Annotated in this window: 16 protein-coding genes; 9 read left to right on the forward strand and 7 right to left on the reverse strand. The window is 57.1% G+C overall.

Going from position 1 to position 17,800, the window contains the following annotated elements; genetic code table 11:
• Window positions 1-232: 232 nt before the first annotated feature.
• Entirely contained in the window at window positions 233-724 is a 492-nt protein-coding gene (locus RBB82_RS07395; RefSeq protein ID WP_433974476.1) for a GNAT family N-acetyltransferase, read from the reverse strand.
• 310 nt (window positions 725-1,034) lie between these two features.
• On the opposite strand from RBB82_RS07395, the gene RBB82_RS07400 reads away from it, so the two are divergent.
• The 3 genes from RBB82_RS07400 (at window position 1,035) to RBB82_RS07410 (ending at window position 4,687) form a co-directional block, all read left to right on the forward strand.
• On the forward strand, window positions 1,035-3,404 hold the full coding sequence (locus tag RBB82_RS07400; RefSeq protein WP_433974477.1) for an OPT family oligopeptide transporter: 2,370 nt from the start codon (window positions 1,035-1,037) through the stop codon (window positions 3,402-3,404).
• Window positions 3,405-3,701: 297 nt separating this feature from the next.
• Complete coding sequence (locus RBB82_RS07405; RefSeq protein ID WP_433974478.1) at window positions 3,702-4,202, forward strand: hypothetical protein; 501 nt, start codon at window positions 3,702-3,704, stop codon at window positions 4,200-4,202.
• Window positions 4,203-4,228: 26 nt separating this feature from the next.
• Window positions 4,229-4,687 (forward strand): DUF6790 family protein, encoded by a 459-nt coding sequence (locus RBB82_RS07410; protein WP_433974479.1) that lies wholly within the window; start codon window positions 4,229-4,231, stop codon window positions 4,685-4,687.
• A gap of 90 nt (window positions 4,688-4,777) precedes the next feature.
• Here the strand turns inward: RBB82_RS07410 and RBB82_RS07415 are convergent, their stop codons facing one another.
• From RBB82_RS07415 to RBB82_RS07425, 3 genes are read right to left on the reverse strand one after another with little or no spacing between them, the layout of a single operon-like run.
• A complete protein-coding gene (locus tag RBB82_RS07415; protein ID WP_433974480.1) occupies window positions 4,778-5,494 on the reverse strand; it encodes a secretin N-terminal domain-containing protein in 717 nt (238 codons plus the stop codon).
• Between the two features lie 32 nt (window positions 5,495-5,526).
• The gene (locus RBB82_RS07420) at window positions 5,527-6,165 is read right to left on the reverse strand and encodes a hypothetical protein (protein ID WP_433974481.1); all 639 of its coding nucleotides are present in this window, start codon (window positions 6,163-6,165) and stop codon (window positions 5,527-5,529) included.
• A complete protein-coding gene (locus RBB82_RS07425) occupies window positions 6,162-6,716 on the reverse strand; it encodes an RNA polymerase sigma factor (RefSeq protein WP_433974482.1) in 555 nt (184 codons plus the stop codon). The genes RBB82_RS07420 and RBB82_RS07425 overlap by 4 nt, the downstream gene beginning before the upstream one ends.
• A gap of 162 nt (window positions 6,717-6,878) precedes the next feature.
• On the opposite strand from RBB82_RS07425, the gene RBB82_RS07430 reads away from it, so the two are divergent.
• From RBB82_RS07430 to RBB82_RS07440, 3 genes are all read left to right on the forward strand, one after another.
• Window positions 6,879-7,364, forward strand: a complete 486-nt coding sequence (locus RBB82_RS07430; RefSeq protein ID WP_433974483.1) for a MarR family winged helix-turn-helix transcriptional regulator — start codon at window positions 6,879-6,881, stop codon at window positions 7,362-7,364.
• Between the two features lie 35 nt (window positions 7,365-7,399).
• Entirely contained in the window at window positions 7,400-8,104 is a 705-nt protein-coding gene (locus tag RBB82_RS07435) for a pirin family protein (protein WP_433974484.1), read from the forward strand.
• 124 nt (window positions 8,105-8,228) lie between these two features.
• Window positions 8,229-8,816, forward strand: a complete 588-nt coding sequence (locus RBB82_RS07440) for a YceI family protein (protein WP_433974485.1) — start codon at window positions 8,229-8,231, stop codon at window positions 8,814-8,816.
• 66 nt (window positions 8,817-8,882) lie between these two features.
• Here RBB82_RS07440 and RBB82_RS07445 read toward each other — a convergent pair whose 3' ends face one another.
• The gene (locus RBB82_RS07445; protein ID WP_433974486.1) at window positions 8,883-9,287 is read right to left on the reverse strand and encodes a response regulator; all 405 of its coding nucleotides are present in this window, start codon (window positions 9,285-9,287) and stop codon (window positions 8,883-8,885) included.
• A gap of 74 nt (window positions 9,288-9,361) precedes the next feature.
• Window positions 9,362-10,270, reverse strand: a complete 909-nt coding sequence (locus RBB82_RS07450; RefSeq protein ID WP_433974487.1) for a LysR family transcriptional regulator — start codon at window positions 10,268-10,270, stop codon at window positions 9,362-9,364.
• Between the two features lie 128 nt (window positions 10,271-10,398).
• On the opposite strand from RBB82_RS07450, the gene RBB82_RS07455 reads away from it, so the two are divergent.
• Genes RBB82_RS07455 through RBB82_RS07465 form a run of 3 tightly spaced genes read left to right on the forward strand, consistent with a single transcriptional unit; the run spans window position 10,399 to window position 16,335 of the window.
• Window positions 10,399-13,578 carry an efflux RND transporter permease subunit gene (locus RBB82_RS07455; RefSeq protein WP_433974488.1) on the forward strand — a complete coding sequence of 1,060 codons (3,180 nt, stop codon included), beginning with the start codon at window positions 10,399-10,401 and terminating at the stop codon, window positions 13,576-13,578.
• A 28-nt stretch (window positions 13,579-13,606) separates the two neighbouring features.
• On the forward strand, window positions 13,607-14,872 hold the full coding sequence (locus RBB82_RS07460) for an efflux RND transporter periplasmic adaptor subunit (protein WP_433974489.1): 1,266 nt from the start codon (window positions 13,607-13,609) through the stop codon (window positions 14,870-14,872).
• Window positions 14,869-16,335: an efflux transporter outer membrane subunit gene (locus RBB82_RS07465; RefSeq protein ID WP_433974490.1), complete on the forward strand. Its 1,467-nt coding sequence runs from the start codon at window positions 14,869-14,871 to the stop codon at window positions 16,333-16,335. Before RBB82_RS07460 ends, RBB82_RS07465 begins: the two co-directional genes overlap by 4 nt.
• Here RBB82_RS07465 and RBB82_RS07470 read toward each other — a convergent pair whose 3' ends face one another.
• Window positions 16,336-17,787, reverse strand: coding sequence for an ATP-binding protein (locus RBB82_RS07470; protein ID WP_433974491.1), 1,452 nt, complete (start codon window positions 17,785-17,787; stop codon window positions 16,336-16,338).
• Between the last annotated feature and the right edge of the window lie 13 nt (window positions 17,788-17,800).

The following is a 17,800-nucleotide window of genomic DNA, read 5'->3' on the forward strand; positions in this document are numbered from 1 at the left end:
GGCTGCTCTTTTGCATCAGACGACAAGGAGTTGGAGACTCAGCGAGCGCGAGAAAGTTTTCCTTCTCGTTCTCTCTGTGCGATGTCGGTAATGAAGACTGGGCCAACTTCTGCGACGATGGTGTTATCGAGGAATAGAGTTACGCTCGCTTCGATGGAGAACGAGTCGGATGGTGTGGCGCCGTAAATCGGTGCCTCTCGTTGGTTTCATGTCGCAGGATCGCGCTTCGTTTCTAGTGAGAGGCGAGCCACAGCTCCATGAATACATCGGCGCGGGCGTAGGGGGACGCGACGACACGGTCGGGCGGGAGTCGCCGGAAGCCAACCACCTCATAGAGCCGTAGCGCGGGGGTAAGTTTGTGGTTGGTCTCCAGATAGAGCCTCGTCGCGCCTGAGGCTTTTGCCTCCTGCACTACCTTTTCGAGTAGCTGACGGCCAACGCCGCTACCCTGAGCAGCGAGCGTGACGGCCATCTTGGCTACTTCGAACTCGCCTGGGTCCATTGCGACCAGCGCGCAGCAACCGACAGCCTCTCCGTCTCGAACAGCGAAGAAGATTCTGCCGCCGTGGTCGAGGATGGTTCCCTGCGGATCGGCGAGGGAGTATTGATCTTTAGGCTCGAGGACAAACTCGCGGATGATCCACTCTTCGTTCAAGCGACGAAAGGCGACTTCGTCACCGGGTTGAAACTCTCGAATTGTTAGATCCAGACTGGCTGCGTTCATTCAACGGACTCCACTGTTCTGCAGTTGTTTCGAGTACACGATCGCTCGACACTGCAGAGCGCTGGTTTCGAAAGATGCTCCTGCTCGGGTCTCTTATTTCCACGCTACGAGGAGTCGTCCAGAATGTCCAACAGCCGAATGGCGAAACTCTCTGTGCGAAGCTCTCTACCCTCGAAAAGACGGTAATGCAGCTGGAGGCTTCAGAACCAACACTAACCTGAGCGCGAGGGCCAGTAGACTCTCACCACACTCCCGCTGATACACTCCCATCCAAGCCACAATAGCTTCAGCAACCGAGAGACCCCAAGACATGGCAACATCAACACCGACCAAGCCCAGCTTCAAATCCTTTGTTCCCGCTACCGAGACTCGCCCCGAACTCACCGCTCGCGCCCTCATCCTTGGGGCTCTCTTCGGCGTCCTGTTCGGAGCTGTTACGGTCTACGTTGGCCTTCGCGCCGGGCTCACCGTCGCTGCATCGATCCCCATCTCGGTCCTCTCCATCTCCATCCTTCGAGCGTTTGGCAAAGCCAGCATCCTCGAAAACAACATCGTTCAAAGCACTGGAAATGCCGGCCAGTCGATTGCCTCAGGGGTCATCTTCACTCTTCCGGCGCTTATCTTTTTGGGATTCGATCTGGAAGCCTCGCGAATCTTTGCCCTGGCGCTCTTCGGCGGCTGGCTCGGCGTTCTCTTCATGATTCCTCTCCGACGACAACTCATCGTCGAAGAGCATGACAACCTCATCTACCCAGAGGGAACCGCTTGTGCCGATGTTCTCATCGCCGGGGAACGCGGTGGCAGCTTTGCATCTCGTGTCTTCCTTGGACTCGGCCTCGGCGGCATTTACACACTCTTCCAGAACGACAATCTCTTCGCACTCTGGCCCAGCCAGCCTGACTATCAGCCCAACCTCGGCGCGCAACATCTCCTCAAAGGTTCCGCCATCCGCGCCGACTGCACCCCCGAATACCTCGGCGTGGGCTACATCATCGGCATACGAGTCGCAGCCATCATGCTCGCAGGCGGAGTCTTCTCGTGGCTCGTGTTGATGCCCGCTATCTACTTCTTCGGATCGCACCTCACTGCGCCGCTCTATCCCGGCACCGTCCTCATCACGCAGATGTCTCCGTCTGATCTCTGGCGCACGTATGTTCGTCCGATGGGAGCAGGTGGAGTTGCCGCTGCTGGACTCATCACCCTTCTTCGTACGCTGCCCACCATCGTCGGTGCGCTCACGCAAGGATTCAAGAAGACCGGCATCGGCAAAACCGCTGCCGCCCAACCCTCTCGCACTGAGCACGATCTTCCTCCCGTTGTCGTCTTCGGTGGTTCCCTGCTTCTTATTCTGCTGATGTTTCTCTTTCTGCAGTTCAAGCCGATCCCCGGAGCGCAGGTCGGTCCACTAGCTAACATCGCCGCTGCTCTTCTCGTTGTCGTCTTCGGCTTCCTCTTCGTCACCGTCAGCGCTCGGATCGTGGGTATCGTCGGCAGCTCGGCCTCACCCGTCTCTGGTATGACCATCGCAACCCTCATGGCCACCGCCGCCATCTTCCTCGTCAAAGGCTGGACCGCGCCGGCGTTCGGCGCTCTCGCCATCACCATCGGCGGAGTCGTCTGCATCGCAGCCTCCAACGCAGGCGATACATCGCAAGACCTCAAGACCGGCTACCTCATCGGCGCAACTCCGTGGAAGCAGCAGATCGCCATCATGATCGGGGTCATCATCTCCATCTTCTCGATTGGCGCCACGCTGAACGCGATGAACAAGGGCCTCGAGACCTTTCAGCGCCTGCCTAAACCGATCGCCTTCTCGTTGGATCACCTTCCCGATGGAGTACAGAACAATGGATACTTCACGGGCAATGACAGAATCACGCTCACCTCGCACAACGCCGACCAGGCCAAGGAGGAGCTCACCAATGCAAAGCACTATCTGCTTCTCAACGCTATTGGTTCAACGACACTCGATGACGGTAAGTACCTCTACAATCCTGCGAATGGCGAGATTGAGGTGCAGTGGATTCAGGGCATCGGCAGCGAAAAGGCCGCGGCGCCACAAGGCCGCCTGATGGCCACGGTCATCAATGGAATCCTTAGCCGCAAACTTCCATGGGCGCTCGTTCTGCTTGGAGTTGCGATCGTGATCGTCGTTGAAATGCTTGGTGTTCGTTCGCTTACGTTCGCTGTTGGCGCGTATCTCAGCATTGCAACTACGCTGGCTATCTTTGTTGGCGGAGTTATGCGCTGGATGGTCGATCAGGCGATGCATCGCCATGCGGCGCAAAAGGCACGCCTCGAACACGATGCTTCTTTGGCTCTGTGGCACTCTGATCGCGAGACCTGGCTGGCGCAACATCCTGACTTCGATCCCACAGACCCCACGCATGCTGACCCTGCGGGGCTTCCTATCCTCAATACCTTTACGGCTCGCGACGCTACGATTGAGTCTGAGATTTCGCCGGGTTCGCTGTATGCTTCGGGGCTGATTGCTGCTGGTGGGATCGTTGGATTGCTTGGGGTTTGCGTGAAACTTTACGAGGCTGCTACGGATCGTTCTATTCCGCGGTTCAGCGATCACAATCCTCTTCATCATGATTTGGTCAGCGTCGTCATGTTTGCGTTGCTGGCGTTTTCGCTTTACTACTTCGCTCGGAAGCCGCTCGACAACGAAGGCTGATTTCACGTTTTTGTAGCGGAAAAAATTTTGCGTGGTGGAGTGTGCTTTTTGCAGGGGTTTTTGACGAATCAGGTATGTTTTTGTGTGGTAAATCGTGGTCAATTTGTGGTGAGTTGCGTGGCTAACGTGGTGTTTTAACCGCCAGTTTTTGGGGCGCTAAAAATACGCCAACTTTTTGATATTTATTTTTCGGCTCGGGGTGCCATGGTTCCTCCTCGCCGATGCAGACGCTGCAAGGGCAGTCGTCCTTTCCCTCTGCTGGTGGTGGCATTCGGCGTAACGGTAGGATAGATTGCAGTGCCAGCAGAAGAGGAGTTGCTGCGGCAGGGAGCGAATCGGATGAGCAATGTCCTTGTTATCTTTCAGGCAGATACGGAGCGCACGGAGCAGTTGGCGCTGGCCGTCGGTGTCGGCGCAGTGGAGTCGGAGGCCAATATTCGGCTGCGGCGGCTCGCAGCGGCTGGTGCGGTTGAGGTGGGGCATAAAGGCTACGGGACTTTGAAGGAGACCGATTTGGTTTGGGCGGACATCTTCGTCGTCGGACTGGAAGATGCGCAGCCCAAACAGGAGTTGGATGGGCTGCTCTCCGCTCTGACAGCGGCCGACAAGAGCACCTTCCCTCAGAAGCAGGCGTGGACGTTTGGCGCCGAGGGAGCTGCTGGGAAGACCGAGGCGCAATCCTATGTCGAAGCGGCGTTCCAGGCTGCAGGCGTGACAGTATTGCCCGCCCTCGTGCCCGACTCAGGGGACGCCACGGAGCGTATGAAAGAGACTGGCCGCCAGCTCGCCCGAAGATGACTCTTTAGCTCACACGGAGAATTTTGATGTACTTCGCGTCTGTGATCCTGCTTCTGGTTGTGCTTCCGGTTGTCTCCATCGCGGTTGAGACCCTTCTGTCTCACCATGCAATGAGTATGGCGCTCGTTGGAAGGTGGTTTGTGTTCTGGGGCGTTGGCGTCCGACTCCTTCTCGCAGGCATCCGGCAGGTCATTCAGCCACGCTTCACCGCCGAGAAGATCTTCGACGTTCGTGATCCGGGCTCCTTTGCGATCGTGCGCGAGGTGGGTTTTTCCAACGTGTCGATGGGATTCCTGGGAGTCTGCACACTGTTTCGAGGCGAATGGCTCGTTCCCGCCGCTGTCGTGAGCGGACTCTACTACGGTCTTGCAGGGGCTGGGCACGTCTTTTCGCAGGAAAAGAACGCAAAGGAGTACATGGCGATGATCTCTGACGGGTTCATCTTCGTCGTGCTCCTCGTCTTTGTCCTCAAAAGCTTAGCTTAAGGACGGCCGCCCGAGTCCCAAGGGATTTGCCAAGGTGATCCAAAGGAGCGCGGCGGATAGCCCTGGCCAGTTGGACCATCCGCCTTGTACTTATGGAAGGACCTCCAGCACTACTTCAACCTCCAGATGACGTGTGCTGCCGGGGATATCCAATGAACCGAGAGTCACCTGTTTGCCGGGGGTCAGGATTGCCGTGCCTTCGATGACCATCTGACGGATGACCGGATCATCTACTCCAGTCGCTTTTTCCTCCGCAATGCTCGATCGTTCCACCTTCGTACGCAGTCTCACGCCGCTAGCCGACTCGTCCAGCGAAGCGTCGATATTCAGACCCAGATCAACGTATGTAACCTCCGTCTTCGACGTGGCGGAAGTGCCAGTCACGATCGGCACCTTGCTCCCGTTTTTGAACACCGTTTTGCCCCCCGAGACCACGGTGACGGCGAAATGCTGGTTCCCAACTCGTTTGCCATCATCTATCTCTGCAATCGTGTAGGTAAGCCGGTATGTCTTTTTCGGCCGATCAAGATCCTTGAGGAGCTTTTGGGCAAGGAGGAGCTGGTCGGGGGGAGCGCTTACAAAGATCGCGTTCTGCAGCGGTACAACATAGATCTTGTCGTTGGGGTCGAGCATGTTGCGCAGCGCATTCACCACGTCACTGACCTCGTGGGACTCGTTGACGTTGGTCAGGTAAAAGGTCTGGACGGAGTTCTGGTTTGCTGCCGCTGGTTGCGTCTGCGCCCGTGTAGCTGGTACCCACAATGCAAGGACGATCGTCATTCCTAAAATTCCGTTCACAAGCTTCATCTTCGATCTCCAGTTTTCAACGCGATTTGATTTCATTTGTTATCTTCCGTGGTTGGTGGTTCAAAAAAACTTTGCACTTCTGCCCTCTCCCTTGCGTCCTGCTGGGCCCACAGTGAAGAGTCAAGCGCCGCTATCTGCGCCGGGTCGCCTTTGTGGGCGATACGAATCAGCAGTTTCTCTTCGTCTGTCAGGGGGGCCTCAGGCGCCGGATGGTTCGCAGCACGCATCTCGCGCAGATGGACAGAATCCCCTTCGCGTACAAAGACCACTCTCCGTGCATTCGCACTCCGCCTCGCGCCTCCCAATCTTTCGAGCGGTCTTCCTGATGCCGACTGAGTCTTTCTCGCGGCTGCTACCTTAACCTCCTGAGCCGATGGATTCGCCGGAGCCATGTGATTCTTCGACGTGGCGCTGTCATGCTGAACCCAATGGAGCCTCACCGCAGTCCAGCAGACCATCAGCGAAACAACGGTCAGGCCGGCCAGGGCAACCGCCCAGGATCGCGTCACGATCGGTCGCGACGGCGTCAGCCGCCTCATCGGCCTATCTTCAAGATGTCCCAATGCGCCGTCCTGCATGGCCTTCAGAATTCGCCGATCCATTCCCTCAGGAGCCTCTGCCTCTCGCAGCCCAGCCAATACGCGCTCAATTGCTTCGTCAGAGTTCTTCATCTTTTGCCTGCTTCCTCCAGCCTTTTCCGCAGGCGCGTACGCGCACGGAAGAGCAGTGCTCGAACGGCAGACTCGCTTCTTCCGAGAACCTCCGCTATCTCTGCCATCCCCATCTCCTCGATTGCAGCGAGAAGCAGAACATGGCGCTCTCCCTTGGGCAATCTCTCCAACTCGCACAGAACAGTCCTCATGCGCTGAGCCTCGTCTAACGCCTTGTCGGCTGGCACATTGCTCGCTACCAGACTCTCGGCAAAGCTGTGGTCTAACTGCTCCGGCCGTATACGCCGCCTGCGGTCGATGGCGAGATTCCATGCAATTCGAATCAGCCATACGCGCATGTCACGAACTGTTACGAGAGAGTGGCGATGCTTGATAACGCGAAGGAAGACATCCTGGACGACGTCCTCGGCCTCTGCTCGGCTCCGGAGGACTGAATGAGCGATGCGGAAGAGGAGCTGGGAATATGTCTCCACAAGAGTTGCTAAATCGACCTCCGACGTCTCTCCTTCCATGGAAGCCAACACCAGGCTGCATCCCTCTATCAACGCCATAAGTCCCTTCTATTGAGACAGACGGCCATCGTCAGGCTTCGCTCGAAAGAATTTGAATGAGTACTTCGGAAGTCGCAATTCCCATCGAATCAATAAGATAATAATTCTTGAATCTTATCTCGATGTCGAGATATCTTATGTCGTAGGAGTTGGGAGGCCGGGATGACAGATCAGAGCAATAACGTTTCGGCACCCCGGCTCTGGTTGGTTCTGGCCCGGGCTTATGGCTCGATTGTGAGTTATATCGAGAGGTCCATCAACGGGCTAGGGCTCGGCTTGAGCGACTTTATGGTGCTGGAGGTTCTGCTGCACAAAGGGCCGCTGACAATCTCTGTAATCGGCCAGAAGGTGTTGCTGGCTAGCGCCTCGATGACGTCGGCGATTGATCGGTTGGAGAAGCGCGGTCTGGTAGTGCGGAGAAGCTGCAGTTCGGATCGGCGGATTCGGTTGGTCGAGCTGACGTGCGAGGGTAAGGGCTTCATCGAGGAGATTTACGCACGGCATGAGAAGGACCTGGAGTTGGTGACGGAAGGACTTTCGGACGAAGAACGCAGGACGATGTATGAGGGTTTGAAGAAGATCGGGCTCGCGGCGAAGGTTGCGGTTCCGACGCAGCAGAAGGATCAGAACACAAGGATTTCGGCCTGAGCGCTCGGCCGGATGCACGAAGGAGAGGAAACACTATGTTGACTGTTCGCAAGAGTAACGAAAGAGGCCACGCTGACCACGGTTGGCTCGATTCACACCACACGTTTTCGTTTGCCAACTACCACGACCCGGCGCACATGGGCTATCGTTCGCTGCGTGTGATCAATGAAGATCGAGTTGCCGAGGGACGTGGGTTTGGTGCACATGCGCATCGCGACATGGAGATTTTGAGCTATGTGCTGAAGGGCAAGCTCGCACATAAAGACAGCATGGGCCACGTGGAGGTGCTGGGACCGAACGAGATTCAGAAGATGTCGGCCGGCACGGGCGTGGTGCATAGCGAGTTCAATGGCTCGGAGACGGAGCCGGTTCACTTTCTGCAGATATGGATTGAGCCGAAGAGCAGAGGAACAACGCCGGGCTACGAGCAGTTGAAGTTTGAAGCAGCAGAGAAGCTGGACAAGTTCAAGCTGCTGGCTTCGCCTGAGAAGGTCGCCGGAGCTGCGACGATCAATCAGGACACGAGCGTATCCGTTGCAGAGCTGACGCCGGGGAAACAGCTTACTTATCCGCTGGGTAAGAAGCGACATGCGTGGCTGCATGTGATTCACGGTGAGGTTACGGTGAACGGAAAGTCTTTGAAGACCGGCGATGCTGTTGCCGCGGACGACGAGGAGTTGCTGGACGTGACCGCACAGGGACCCGCAAACAGCGAGGTGCTGTTGTTCGACCTCGCGTAACCCGATTGCTCAGACTGATCTTGAATTTTTCATAAATTGAAACGGTGACCGATACATATTTTGAATCAGTCCCCACATCGAAGGCGTCTTACTAGAGACCTCTCAACAACAAGGAGAAACACCCATGAATCGTCGTATCTTTACCGCCGCCCTCTCTGCGCTGCTCCTCACTGGAGTTGGCGCGTTCGCCCAAAGCTCGGCTTCAACCTCTACGTGGACGATCGACCCGAACCACTCGCAGGTTAATTTCGCAATCAGTCACATGGGAGTCAGCACGGTGCGCGGCTCGATCAGTGGCGTGAACGGAACCATTGTGTGGGATGAGAAGAATCCCAGCAACTCGAGCGTGCAAAACACAATCAACACGACTACGGTGACCACCAACAACGAGAAGCGTGACGGTCACCTGAAGTCTCCGGACTTCTTCAACGTCGAGAAGTTCCCGACGATGACCTTCAAGTCGACCTCGGTGACGAGCACGAATGGCAAGCTGCAGGTTGTCGGCGACCTGACGTTGACGGGCGTAACCAAGAGCGTGACGCTCGATGTTGATGGCCCGACGCCTCCGCAGAAGGGCCAGGGCGGCAAGCTGGTGACTGGCTTCTCGGCGACCGGAACGCTGAAGCGCAGCGACTTCAACTTTGGTTCGAAGTTCAGCTCCATGCTGGGCGATGATGTTAAGTTCACGATCGACGTCGAAGCCAGCAAATAAACAGTCGGCTCTACCGGCCCTTTCTTTGCGGAACCACGCGAAGGAAGGGCCTTTTTGTTTGGCGCGTCATGACAACTTCTCGCGGCTGAGTTCTTCGTTGCGCTTTTCGATCTCCGCTGCGGCTTCTGGCTTTATGCTGCGGAGCGTCTCAAGCAGTTTGGCCGGATCGAAGGACTCCAGCTGGTAGTCGGCGTGTGGACACTCGGAGAATCCAGGCGCCGAGATCACAATAATGGGAACCTTTGGCTGAAGCTGTTTGATTTTCAGGGCTAGTTCGTCGCACGGAACGTCGTCGAGACCGCCGTCGAGCACGATGCCACTGACGGCAGGAAATCTGGTGAAGACGTCGAGGGCCTCCTGGCCACTGTACGCCGTAATGACGTTGAATTTAGCGGTTTCGATCACCAGCTTGCGGGTCGAGATGCTGCCGGGGAACTCTCGGTCGATGACAAGAAAGCAGGGTCTGATCATGGCAGCATTAGACACTAAAATCTTCGCTGCTGGCATACGAATGCCGTACGATTTATACGCGCAAGAGCGTGCGGCTAATTTCCGTTGGTGCGCTGGATACGATCTTTGTTTTCACGGACCAGCCGCAGGAAGTTCTGCTGGATCGGCCCCTCGTTCTGCGGATTCCAGACGACGGAGAGGCCCATGTAGAGATCTTGCGGAACGAGCGGCGAGATAACGACGCCGGGCGGCTTGAGATAGCGCACGCGGGACGGAACCAACGCGATGCCTTCGCCGGATTCGACGAGCGTTAGTACGCTGGACCAGGCCGCAGAGGTGTTGACAATATTCGGCGAGAAGCCTGCTGAGGAACAAAGCGCGACGATGCCGTCAAACAGCGCGGGCGTCATGTTCCGATCGCAGAGCACAAACCGCTCGCCGGCTAGCGCATCGATTGAGACAGGGCTTCCGGCTAGAGGATGATCACGCGGTAGAACGACGACGACGGGGTCGCGGTAGAGAAGCTCGGCGCGGAGAATGCGGTCGTAGGGAGCCTCCAACGGACGCGCGAATGCGACGTCGATCTTGCCGCTGACGAGCGCTTCGAGCTGCTCGGGCGAGCGCATCTCGTGCAGCGATAATTTGATTTTGGGGTGAAGCTTTCGGTAGTCGCGGATGATGCGTGCGAAGAATCCTCCCGCGCCCCAGAGAAAGAACCCGATAGAGAGCGACCCGACCTCGCCGAGGAGCGAGCGCTGCATCACCTCGCGGGCGTGGTCCGCGGCGATCAGGGTCTTGCGTGCTTCTGCGAGAAAGAGCTGGCCCTGTGGCGTGAGGCGTGTTCGGCTCGACGAGCGGTCAATGAGGGTGCCACCGACTTCGCGTTCGAGGTCTGCAATCTGCTCGCTGATCGCCGACTGCGAGACGTGAAGCTGGCGACCGGCCTCGCTGAACGTGCCGTAGTCGGCGACGGCGCAGAGATAACGCAGGTGTCGTAACTCCATGGCAGGTCTCGGCCTCCAGTTTATCTGTTTTTCCGATGACTGCTGGCGGAAATAACTGTGAAACCTATACAGGACGAGAAATGTCTTACTCTATATAAAGATTTCACCGGATCGGGAGAGCCTCGTCGATGTGGATCGTAAAGATTGCGCTTAGCCGCCCATACACGTTCATCGTGCTGGCGATCCTCATCTTGATTGCAGCGCCTGTCGTGATCATGAGCACCCCGACGGATATCTTTCCAAACATCAACATTCCGGTGGTGTCGGTCGCATGGCAGTATACGGGGCTGAATCCAGAGGAGCTTGAAGGGCGACTGACGACGCCGTACGAGAAGGCGCTTACGGTGCTGGTCGATAACGTTGAACACGTCGAGTCGACTACGGTGGCCGGGCAGGTGGTCGTCAAGATTTACCTGCAGCCAGGTGCCAGCCTCGATACAGCAAACTCTCAGGTGTCCGCGGCCTCCGAGTTTCAACTGCGCCAGCTTCCTCCGGGCATTCTGCCGCCGCAGATCATCAACTTCAGCGCATCGAGCGTGCCAATTCTTCAGCTTGGCCTGTCTGGCGAAGGATTGAGTGAGCAGCAGTTGAACGATCTCGGAGCTAACTTTGTTCGTCCGCAACTCGTGTCGATACCGGGCGCGGTGATTCCGAACATCTATGGTGGCAAGCAGCGGTCGATCATGTTGAATATCGACCCGAAGCTGTTGCAGGCGAAGGGACTGTCGCCGAGCGATGTACTCAACGCATTTGCCGTGCAGAATGTGGTGCAACCGGGCGGTACGGCGAAGATCGGCGAAGACGAGTACGACATTCATATCAACTCATCGCCGGTGACACTTGAGGGCATCAGCAATCTGCCAATCAAGCAGTTGAACGGAACGACGATCTATCTGCGCGATGTAGCCAGCGTGACCGACGGAAGTATTCCGCAGACGAACATCGTTCGACAGGATGGTCATCGCGGCGCGCTGATGGTGATCCTGAAGTCCGGCACTGCGTCTACGCTGAGCGTTGTGAGCGGAATTCGCGCGCTATTGCCGAGGGTGAAGCTAACCCTGCCGCCGGAGCTGAAGATCACACCGATCGGTGACCAGTCCATCTTCGTTCGCGGATCGGTGACTGGCGTGATTCGCGAAGCCGTGATCGCTGCTGTGCTGACGGGGCTGATGATTCTTCTGTTTCTCGGGAGTTGGCGCAGCACCATCATCATCGCAGTATCGATTCCCTTGTCGATCCTGACTTCGATCATCATTCTGGGGCTGCTGGGAGAGACGATCAACATCATGACGCTGGGCGGACTTGCGCTGGCGGTGGGTATCCTGGTGGACGATGCGACGGTGACGATCGAAAATATCGAGCGCTACCTGGAGGAGGGGCGTGGGCTGCACGATGCCATCCTTGAGGGTGCGGCGCAGATCTCGGTGCCTGCCCTGGTGTCGACACTTTGTATCTGCATCGTGTTTCTCCCGATGTTCTTCCTGAGCGGAGTCTCGCGTTACCTCTTCGTTCCGCTGGCCGAGGCCGTGGTGTTCGCCATGCTTGCCTCCTACGTTCTCTCACGCACGCTCGTACCCACGCTGGCGATGTATCTGCTGAAGGCGCACGACCATCATGCGGCTCCCTCCAACAACATCTTTGCCCGCTTCCAGCGTGGATTTGAACGCATCTTCGAGAAGATTCGCCGCAGCTACCAGGATCTGCTCGGACGCCTGGTGGCGTTGCGGATCTTTTTTGTTCCTATCTTTCTATTGATCTGCGTCTGCGCCTTCGCGCTCGTTCCATTCCTTGGACAGAACTTTTTTCCGAGCACCGACAACGGCTCGTTCATCCTGCACGTTCGCGCCAAGAGCGGTACCCGCATCGAAGAGACCGCAAAGCTCTGCGACCTGATCGAACAAGAGATTCGGAAGGCGGTTCCACCTGCAGAGGTGAACAACATTCTGGATAATATCGGCCTGCCGTACAGCACGCTCAACTACCAGCATGCAACATCAGGTCTGATTGGCGCGGGTGACGCCGATATCCTGGTTTCTTTGAACGAAGACCACCAGCCGACGGCGAACTATATCGAGACGCTCCGCCGTAAGCTGCCACATGACTTTCCCGGTGTTACGTTCTACTTCCTGCCGTCAGACATCGTGACTCAGATCCTGAACTTTGGGTTGCCTGCGCCGATCGATATTCAGTTTGAAGGCTCAGACATCGCTGCAAACCGCAAGGTTGCGGACCAGATGCTCAGCGAGTTGCGGCAGGTTCCGGGGCTTGTCGATCTTCGCATTCAGCAGCCCGACGACTACCCGGTGTTGAACGTTGACGTAGACCGAACGAAGGCAGCACAAGGTGGTTATTCGGAACACGACGTCGGCAGCAGTCTGCTTAACATTCTGAGTGGCAGCACCCAGTTGAATCCGCAGTTCTATCTGAATACGAAGAACGGCGTGACCTACAACATCGTGGCGCAGACGCCGCAGTACCAGATCAGCTCTCTCAATTCGCTTGAAAACATTCCGATCTCTGCGCCGACCGCGAAACAGCCGGAGATTCTGACAGATGTTGCGAGAATCTCACGCAGCACCGAGATGCAGGTCGTGACGCACTACAACATCCGCCGCACGCTCGACATCTACGGCAATGTTCAGGGACGCGATCTTGGTTCCGTCGGCAAAGAGATTGACAGGATTGTCGCAAAAAATGAAAAGTCGCTGGTGCGCGGCAGCTTTGTGAGAGTGCGCGGACAGATCGAGACGATGAAGAGCTCTTACTTCGGGCTGCTCGCCGGGCTGGGTTTTGCGATTGTGCTGGTCTACCTGCTGATCGTGGTTAACTTCCAGTCGTGGCTCGATCCGTTCATCATCATCACAGCGCTGCCTGCTGCTCTGGCCGGCATCGTTCTGTTTCTGTTTACGACGCGCACGACGCTGAGTGTTCCTGCGCTGATGGGCGCGATTATGTGCATGGGCGTCGCAACGGCGAACAGCATTCTGGTGGTGTCATTCGCCAAAGAACGTCTGTTGCATCATGGGAGCGCGATCGAAGCAGCGATTGAGGCTGGAGCTACGCGATTCCGGCCAGTCATGATGACTGCACTCGCAATGATCATCGGGATGATCCCGATGGCGCTGGGCGCAGGTGAAGGCGGAGAGCAGAATGCTCCGCTAGGCCGCGCGGTGATCGGTGGCCTTAGCTTCGCAACGATCGCGACGCTCATCTTTGTTCCTGCAGTCTTCGCTCTGCTGCATAGCTCGGACAAAAAAACAACGCCTGTGGACGAGAGCCACGAACAGCATTCGACGGCCGGAGCCTAGGATATTTATGACTATGGAAAGAGGGCGCATGACAAGCGGGACTGAGGTGGAGACAGGGATGAACGAGGACAGGACTACACCATCGGACAATCTCTCAGTTGACTCGCCGGAGCCTCAAGAGCCGCGCCTCACAAAAGGCACCTGGATTGGAGCGGCCGTTGTTGCCTTGATCGTCGCGCTGATCGTCATCTTCGGCATCGCGGCGCGGCGTAAGACCGAAAGCACTTTGGAGAAAGATACAAAGGCCGAGGCAATTCCTTTTGTGAATGTGATCTACCCCGCAGGTTCCAAGTTGTCTTCAGGACTCGCGCTGCCAGGCAACACCCAGGCGTTCGTTGACACGCCTATCTACGCGCGTACGAGCGGCTATCTGAAGAGCTGGCACTTCGATATCGGTGCGCATGTGAAGAAGGGACAGTTGATGGCGGTCATTGAGACGCCGGAGCTGGATGAGCAGCTTCAGGTGGCGCAGGCTGACCTGAAGAGTTCGCAGGCCAATCTCGACCTGGCCAACACAACCTCGGCACGCTATCAGAATCTTTTGACGACGAACTCTGTCTCGAAGCAGGAGACCGATGTTGCAGTGAGCGATGCGGCTGCAAAAAAAGCTGCAGTCGATGCTTCGATGGCATCGGTCCGCAGACTGGAGCAGTTGCAATCATTCGAGAAGGTGTACGCTCCCTTCGACGGAATTGTGACGGCACGTAATATCGACATCGGCGGGCTGATCCAGGCGGGCGAGAACACTACGCCGAAGGAACTGTTCCATCTTGCGTCCATTCAAAAGATCCGCGTCTTCGTTTCGGTTCCGGAGGTTTACTCCACCTCCATCAAGCAGGGCGACAAGGCGACTTTGACACTGGATGAGTACCCGGACAAATCGTTTGAAGGCACGATCGCACGCAACTCGAACGCAATTGATCTGGCAACTCGCACCCTCAACGTTGAAGTGGACGTGGACAATCCAAAAGGCGAACTGCTGCCAGGAGCTTATGTGTTTGTTCACTTCAAAGTCCCGGAGCGCGCAACGGGTCTGACTCTTCCGGCCAATACGCTCCTGTTCCGCGCCCAGGGTTTACAGGTGGGCGTGGTTCGCAACGGCCGTGTGCAGTTGGTTCCAGTGGTGATCGGCAAGGACTCCGGCGCCAATGTTGAGATCTCCTCGGGACTGAAGGCGACTGACGCTGTAATTCTCGATCCCTCCGACTCACTCTCCACCGGGCAAGAGGTGCGGGTGAAGAACCATGTTGACGAGAACGCAAATCAGATGAAGAAGGAAGCGGGGGCACAGTGACGTTACGTCCGTCAGCACTGGCTCCTTTTGCCGCGCTTTTGCTCACCGGGTGCATGGTTGGGCCGAAGTATGTCAAGCCGTCCGTTCCCATGGCTCCCGAGTTTAAGGAAGCAGGTTCGGACACGAACGCCGATGCAAATAAAGAGAACGCCAACTGGCATGTTGCGCAGCCTGCCGACGCCGCACAGCGCGGGGAGTGGTGGACGATCTTCGGCGATGCTGAGCTGAATGTTCTTGAACCACAGGTAGCTGAGAATAATCAGAATCTCAAGGCCGCTGACGCACGATTCCGCGAGGCACGTGCGTTGATCCGCTTCAATCGCGCTTCGTTGTACCCGACAGTCGGAGTCGCTCCGTCTGCCGGAGGAACGCGAGAGTCTAGCAATCAGCCGTACTTCAACGTGAACACTCACAATGGAAACGGCGTTGGTGTGATTGAGCTTCCGGTTGATTTGAACTATGAGATCGACGTCTGGGGTCGCGTTCGACGCACCGTCAGCGCGGCGCGGGAAGAAGCGCAGGCGAGTGCGGGCGATCGACAAACTGTCATGCTCAGTCTTCAGGCCGAGCTTGCCGTGGACTACTTCGAAGCACGCAGCGCCGACGCGCAAGAGAAGCTGCTGAACGACACCGTGAAGGACTTTGAAGAAGCATGGCGAATCACGAATAATCGCTTTGAAGGCGGCGTCTCGCCGAAGTCCGACGTCGATCAGGCAGAGACCCAGCTCGAGGCAGCCAAGGTTCAGGCGCGCGATATCACGCTGCAACGTGCGCTGTTTGAGCACGCAATTGCCATTCTGCTTGGGAAGCCTCCCGCGTCCTTCTCGTTGACGAATACACCGCTCGATGCACGGCCTCCCGCGATTCCACCTGGGCTGCCCTCTGAGCTTCTTGAGCGCCGCCCGGACATCGCTGCAGCAGAACGCCGCGTCGCCGAAGCGAATGACCGGATCGGTATTGCACGGGCCGCCTTCTATCCGACGATCTCTTTGAATGGCACGATAGGCTTCGAAGGTTCATCGTTCGGAAATCTCTTTAACCCCTCCAGCTTTCTGTGGTCCATTGGACCGACGCTGTCGCAGACAGTGTTCGATGCAGGGCGTAGAGCCGCTGTCTCCGAACAGGCCAACGCCAGCTACGACGAAACCGTCGCCAACTACCGGCAGACAACGCTGACCGCGTTTCAACAGGTCGAAGATAATCTGGTGGCGCTGCGTGTTCTCAACCAGGAGGCGACACACCAGCATCAGGCAACGAAGGCGGCGCAGTCGGCAGAGCAGATATTCAACAACAGATATGTCGGTGGACTCGATACCTATCTGCAGGTTGTGACGGCGCAGACGACCGCGCTCACCAATGAACGAAACGATATCGACATCATGCGCCGGCAGATGGACGCGAGCGTACTTCTGATCAAAGCGCTTGGCGGCGGCTGGAACGTCACGAGCCTGCCGAAGCTGTAATCAGCGGCCCGACAGGTTGAGCGGCAGGTAGAAAGAAAATACCGAGCCCTGCGACGGCTGACTGGTGACCTCGATCGATCCGCCATGCGCTTCGACGATGGCCTTCGCGATGGCGAGGCCCATCCCCGTGCCCTGCACTCGGTAGCGCTGCCCTTGTCCACGATAGAACTTGTCGAAGATCATCATCTTTTCCAGGTCGTCGACGCCGGCACCACGGTCGGCGACACTGGTGACAAGCTGTCCCTTGGACACTTCGGCGCTGACGAAGATGGGGCTTCCCTCCGCCGAGTATTTGGCCGCATTCTCCAGCAGATGTTGCAGGACCTTGGCGATGCGTTCAAGATCCATCTGCACCAGCGGCAGAGACTCGGGGAAACGGAGTTCGACAGGGTGAGTTTTGAGCGGACCCTGTACCGCCTCCAAGGCGAGATCGACAGCCTCGCGCATGGACTGCATTCGGAGGTCGAGCTTGATATCGTGCGCGTCCAGCTCCGCCATCTCCATTGCCTGGCCAACGAGCCGGTCCAATCGCGCAGCCTCTTCTTCGATCACCTGCATCATCTCTCCGCTCTGTTCGACGTCGAGTTTCGTGTCACTACGCAACGTAGTAATGGCAGCAGTGATGGAGGTCAGCGGCGTTCGCAGCTCATGCGCCACTGAGTCAAGCAGCGCGTTGCGCAGTCGCTCGCTCTCACGCGAGGCCTGCACTCGCGTCAGCGTTTCGACTGCGCCTGCGCGCTCAATGGCGATGGCAGCGAGTCCGCAGACGGCGTCGAGTGCCTCTGGAGAGGTGCCTTCCCCCGTAATACCGACTGCGCCAATCGGACGCTGGCCCAGCAGGATGGGAATGAGAGTAACTTTGCGCTCTTCATCGTGACGATGGTCCCGCGTGAACGCTGCGTCACGGAGTTCAGCCGCAGTCACGTCCATGTAGTCAGGACTAGAGCGGTAGACGCGGTCCTTTTCGCGCAGGTAGACCGCTGCGCCGGAGAGATTGAACGTGACCGCGATCATCTGCGGCAGTACGTTCAGGAGGTCGATGACGTTGCCAGTCACCAGCATCTGCTGGCTGAACTCGTACAGTCGTTCCGACTCGCGCTGGCGACGGCGTGAGATCGTCGCCTCTCGACGCGCACGCTCCGCGAGCTGGCTCGCTACGATGCCAGTCACAAGAAACGCGAATAAAGCCACCCAGTTGCGGCCGTCCCCCACAGTAAACGTGAGGACCGGCGGGAGAAAAAAGAAGTTGAACGCACCTGCGGACAAGATTGACAGGTAAATAGAGTGGCGCAACCCCCAATTTGCAGCCACCAGAAGGATACCCACCAGCAAGGTCAAGGCGACGGTTGTCTCATTCACATGCAGCCAACGAAAGTAGACAGCTACAATTGCAGCTGCACTCGCTGTGGAGATACTGTAACGAACGATACTGCTTCTAAGCTTTCGCTGCACCTCTTTATCTTAT

It is taken from the genome of Tunturiibacter lichenicola (genome assembly GCF_051013355.1).
GTDB lineage: Bacteria > Acidobacteriota > Terriglobia > Terriglobales > Acidobacteriaceae > Edaphobacter > Edaphobacter lichenicola_F.

Coding starts and splice junctions, on each gene's coding strand:
- RBB82_RS07450 (WP_433974487.1), bottom strand. CDS start 10,270: ATGGAGTTACGACACCTGCGTTATCTCTGCGCCGTCGCCGACTACGGC.
- RBB82_RS07455 (WP_433974488.1), top strand. CDS start 10,399: ATGTGGATCGTAAAGATTGCGCTTAGCCGCCCATACACGTTCATCGTG.
- RBB82_RS07395 (WP_433974476.1), bottom strand. CDS start 724: ATGAACGCAGCCAGTCTGGATCTAACAATTCGAGAGTTTCAACCCGGT.
- RBB82_RS07400 (WP_433974477.1), top strand. CDS start 1,035: ATGGCAACATCAACACCGACCAAGCCCAGCTTCAAATCCTTTGTTCCC.
- RBB82_RS07435 (WP_433974484.1), top strand. CDS start 7,400: ATGTTGACTGTTCGCAAGAGTAACGAAAGAGGCCACGCTGACCACGGT.
- RBB82_RS07425 (WP_433974482.1), bottom strand. CDS start 6,716: ATGGCGTTGATAGAGGGATGCAGCCTGGTGTTGGCTTCCATGGAAGGA.
- RBB82_RS07410 (WP_433974479.1), top strand. CDS start 4,229: ATGTACTTCGCGTCTGTGATCCTGCTTCTGGTTGTGCTTCCGGTTGTC.
- RBB82_RS07440 (WP_433974485.1), top strand. CDS start 8,229: ATGAATCGTCGTATCTTTACCGCCGCCCTCTCTGCGCTGCTCCTCACT.
- RBB82_RS07460 (WP_433974489.1), top strand. CDS start 13,607: ATGACAAGCGGGACTGAGGTGGAGACAGGGATGAACGAGGACAGGACT.
- RBB82_RS07445 (WP_433974486.1), bottom strand. CDS start 9,287: ATGATCAGACCCTGCTTTCTTGTCATCGACCGAGAGTTCCCCGGCAGC.
- RBB82_RS07430 (WP_433974483.1), top strand. CDS start 6,879: ATGACAGATCAGAGCAATAACGTTTCGGCACCCCGGCTCTGGTTGGTT.
- RBB82_RS07420 (WP_433974481.1), bottom strand. CDS start 6,165: ATGAAGAACTCTGACGAAGCAATTGAGCGCGTATTGGCTGGGCTGCGA.
- RBB82_RS07415 (WP_433974480.1), bottom strand. CDS start 5,494: ATGAAGCTTGTGAACGGAATTTTAGGAATGACGATCGTCCTTGCATTG.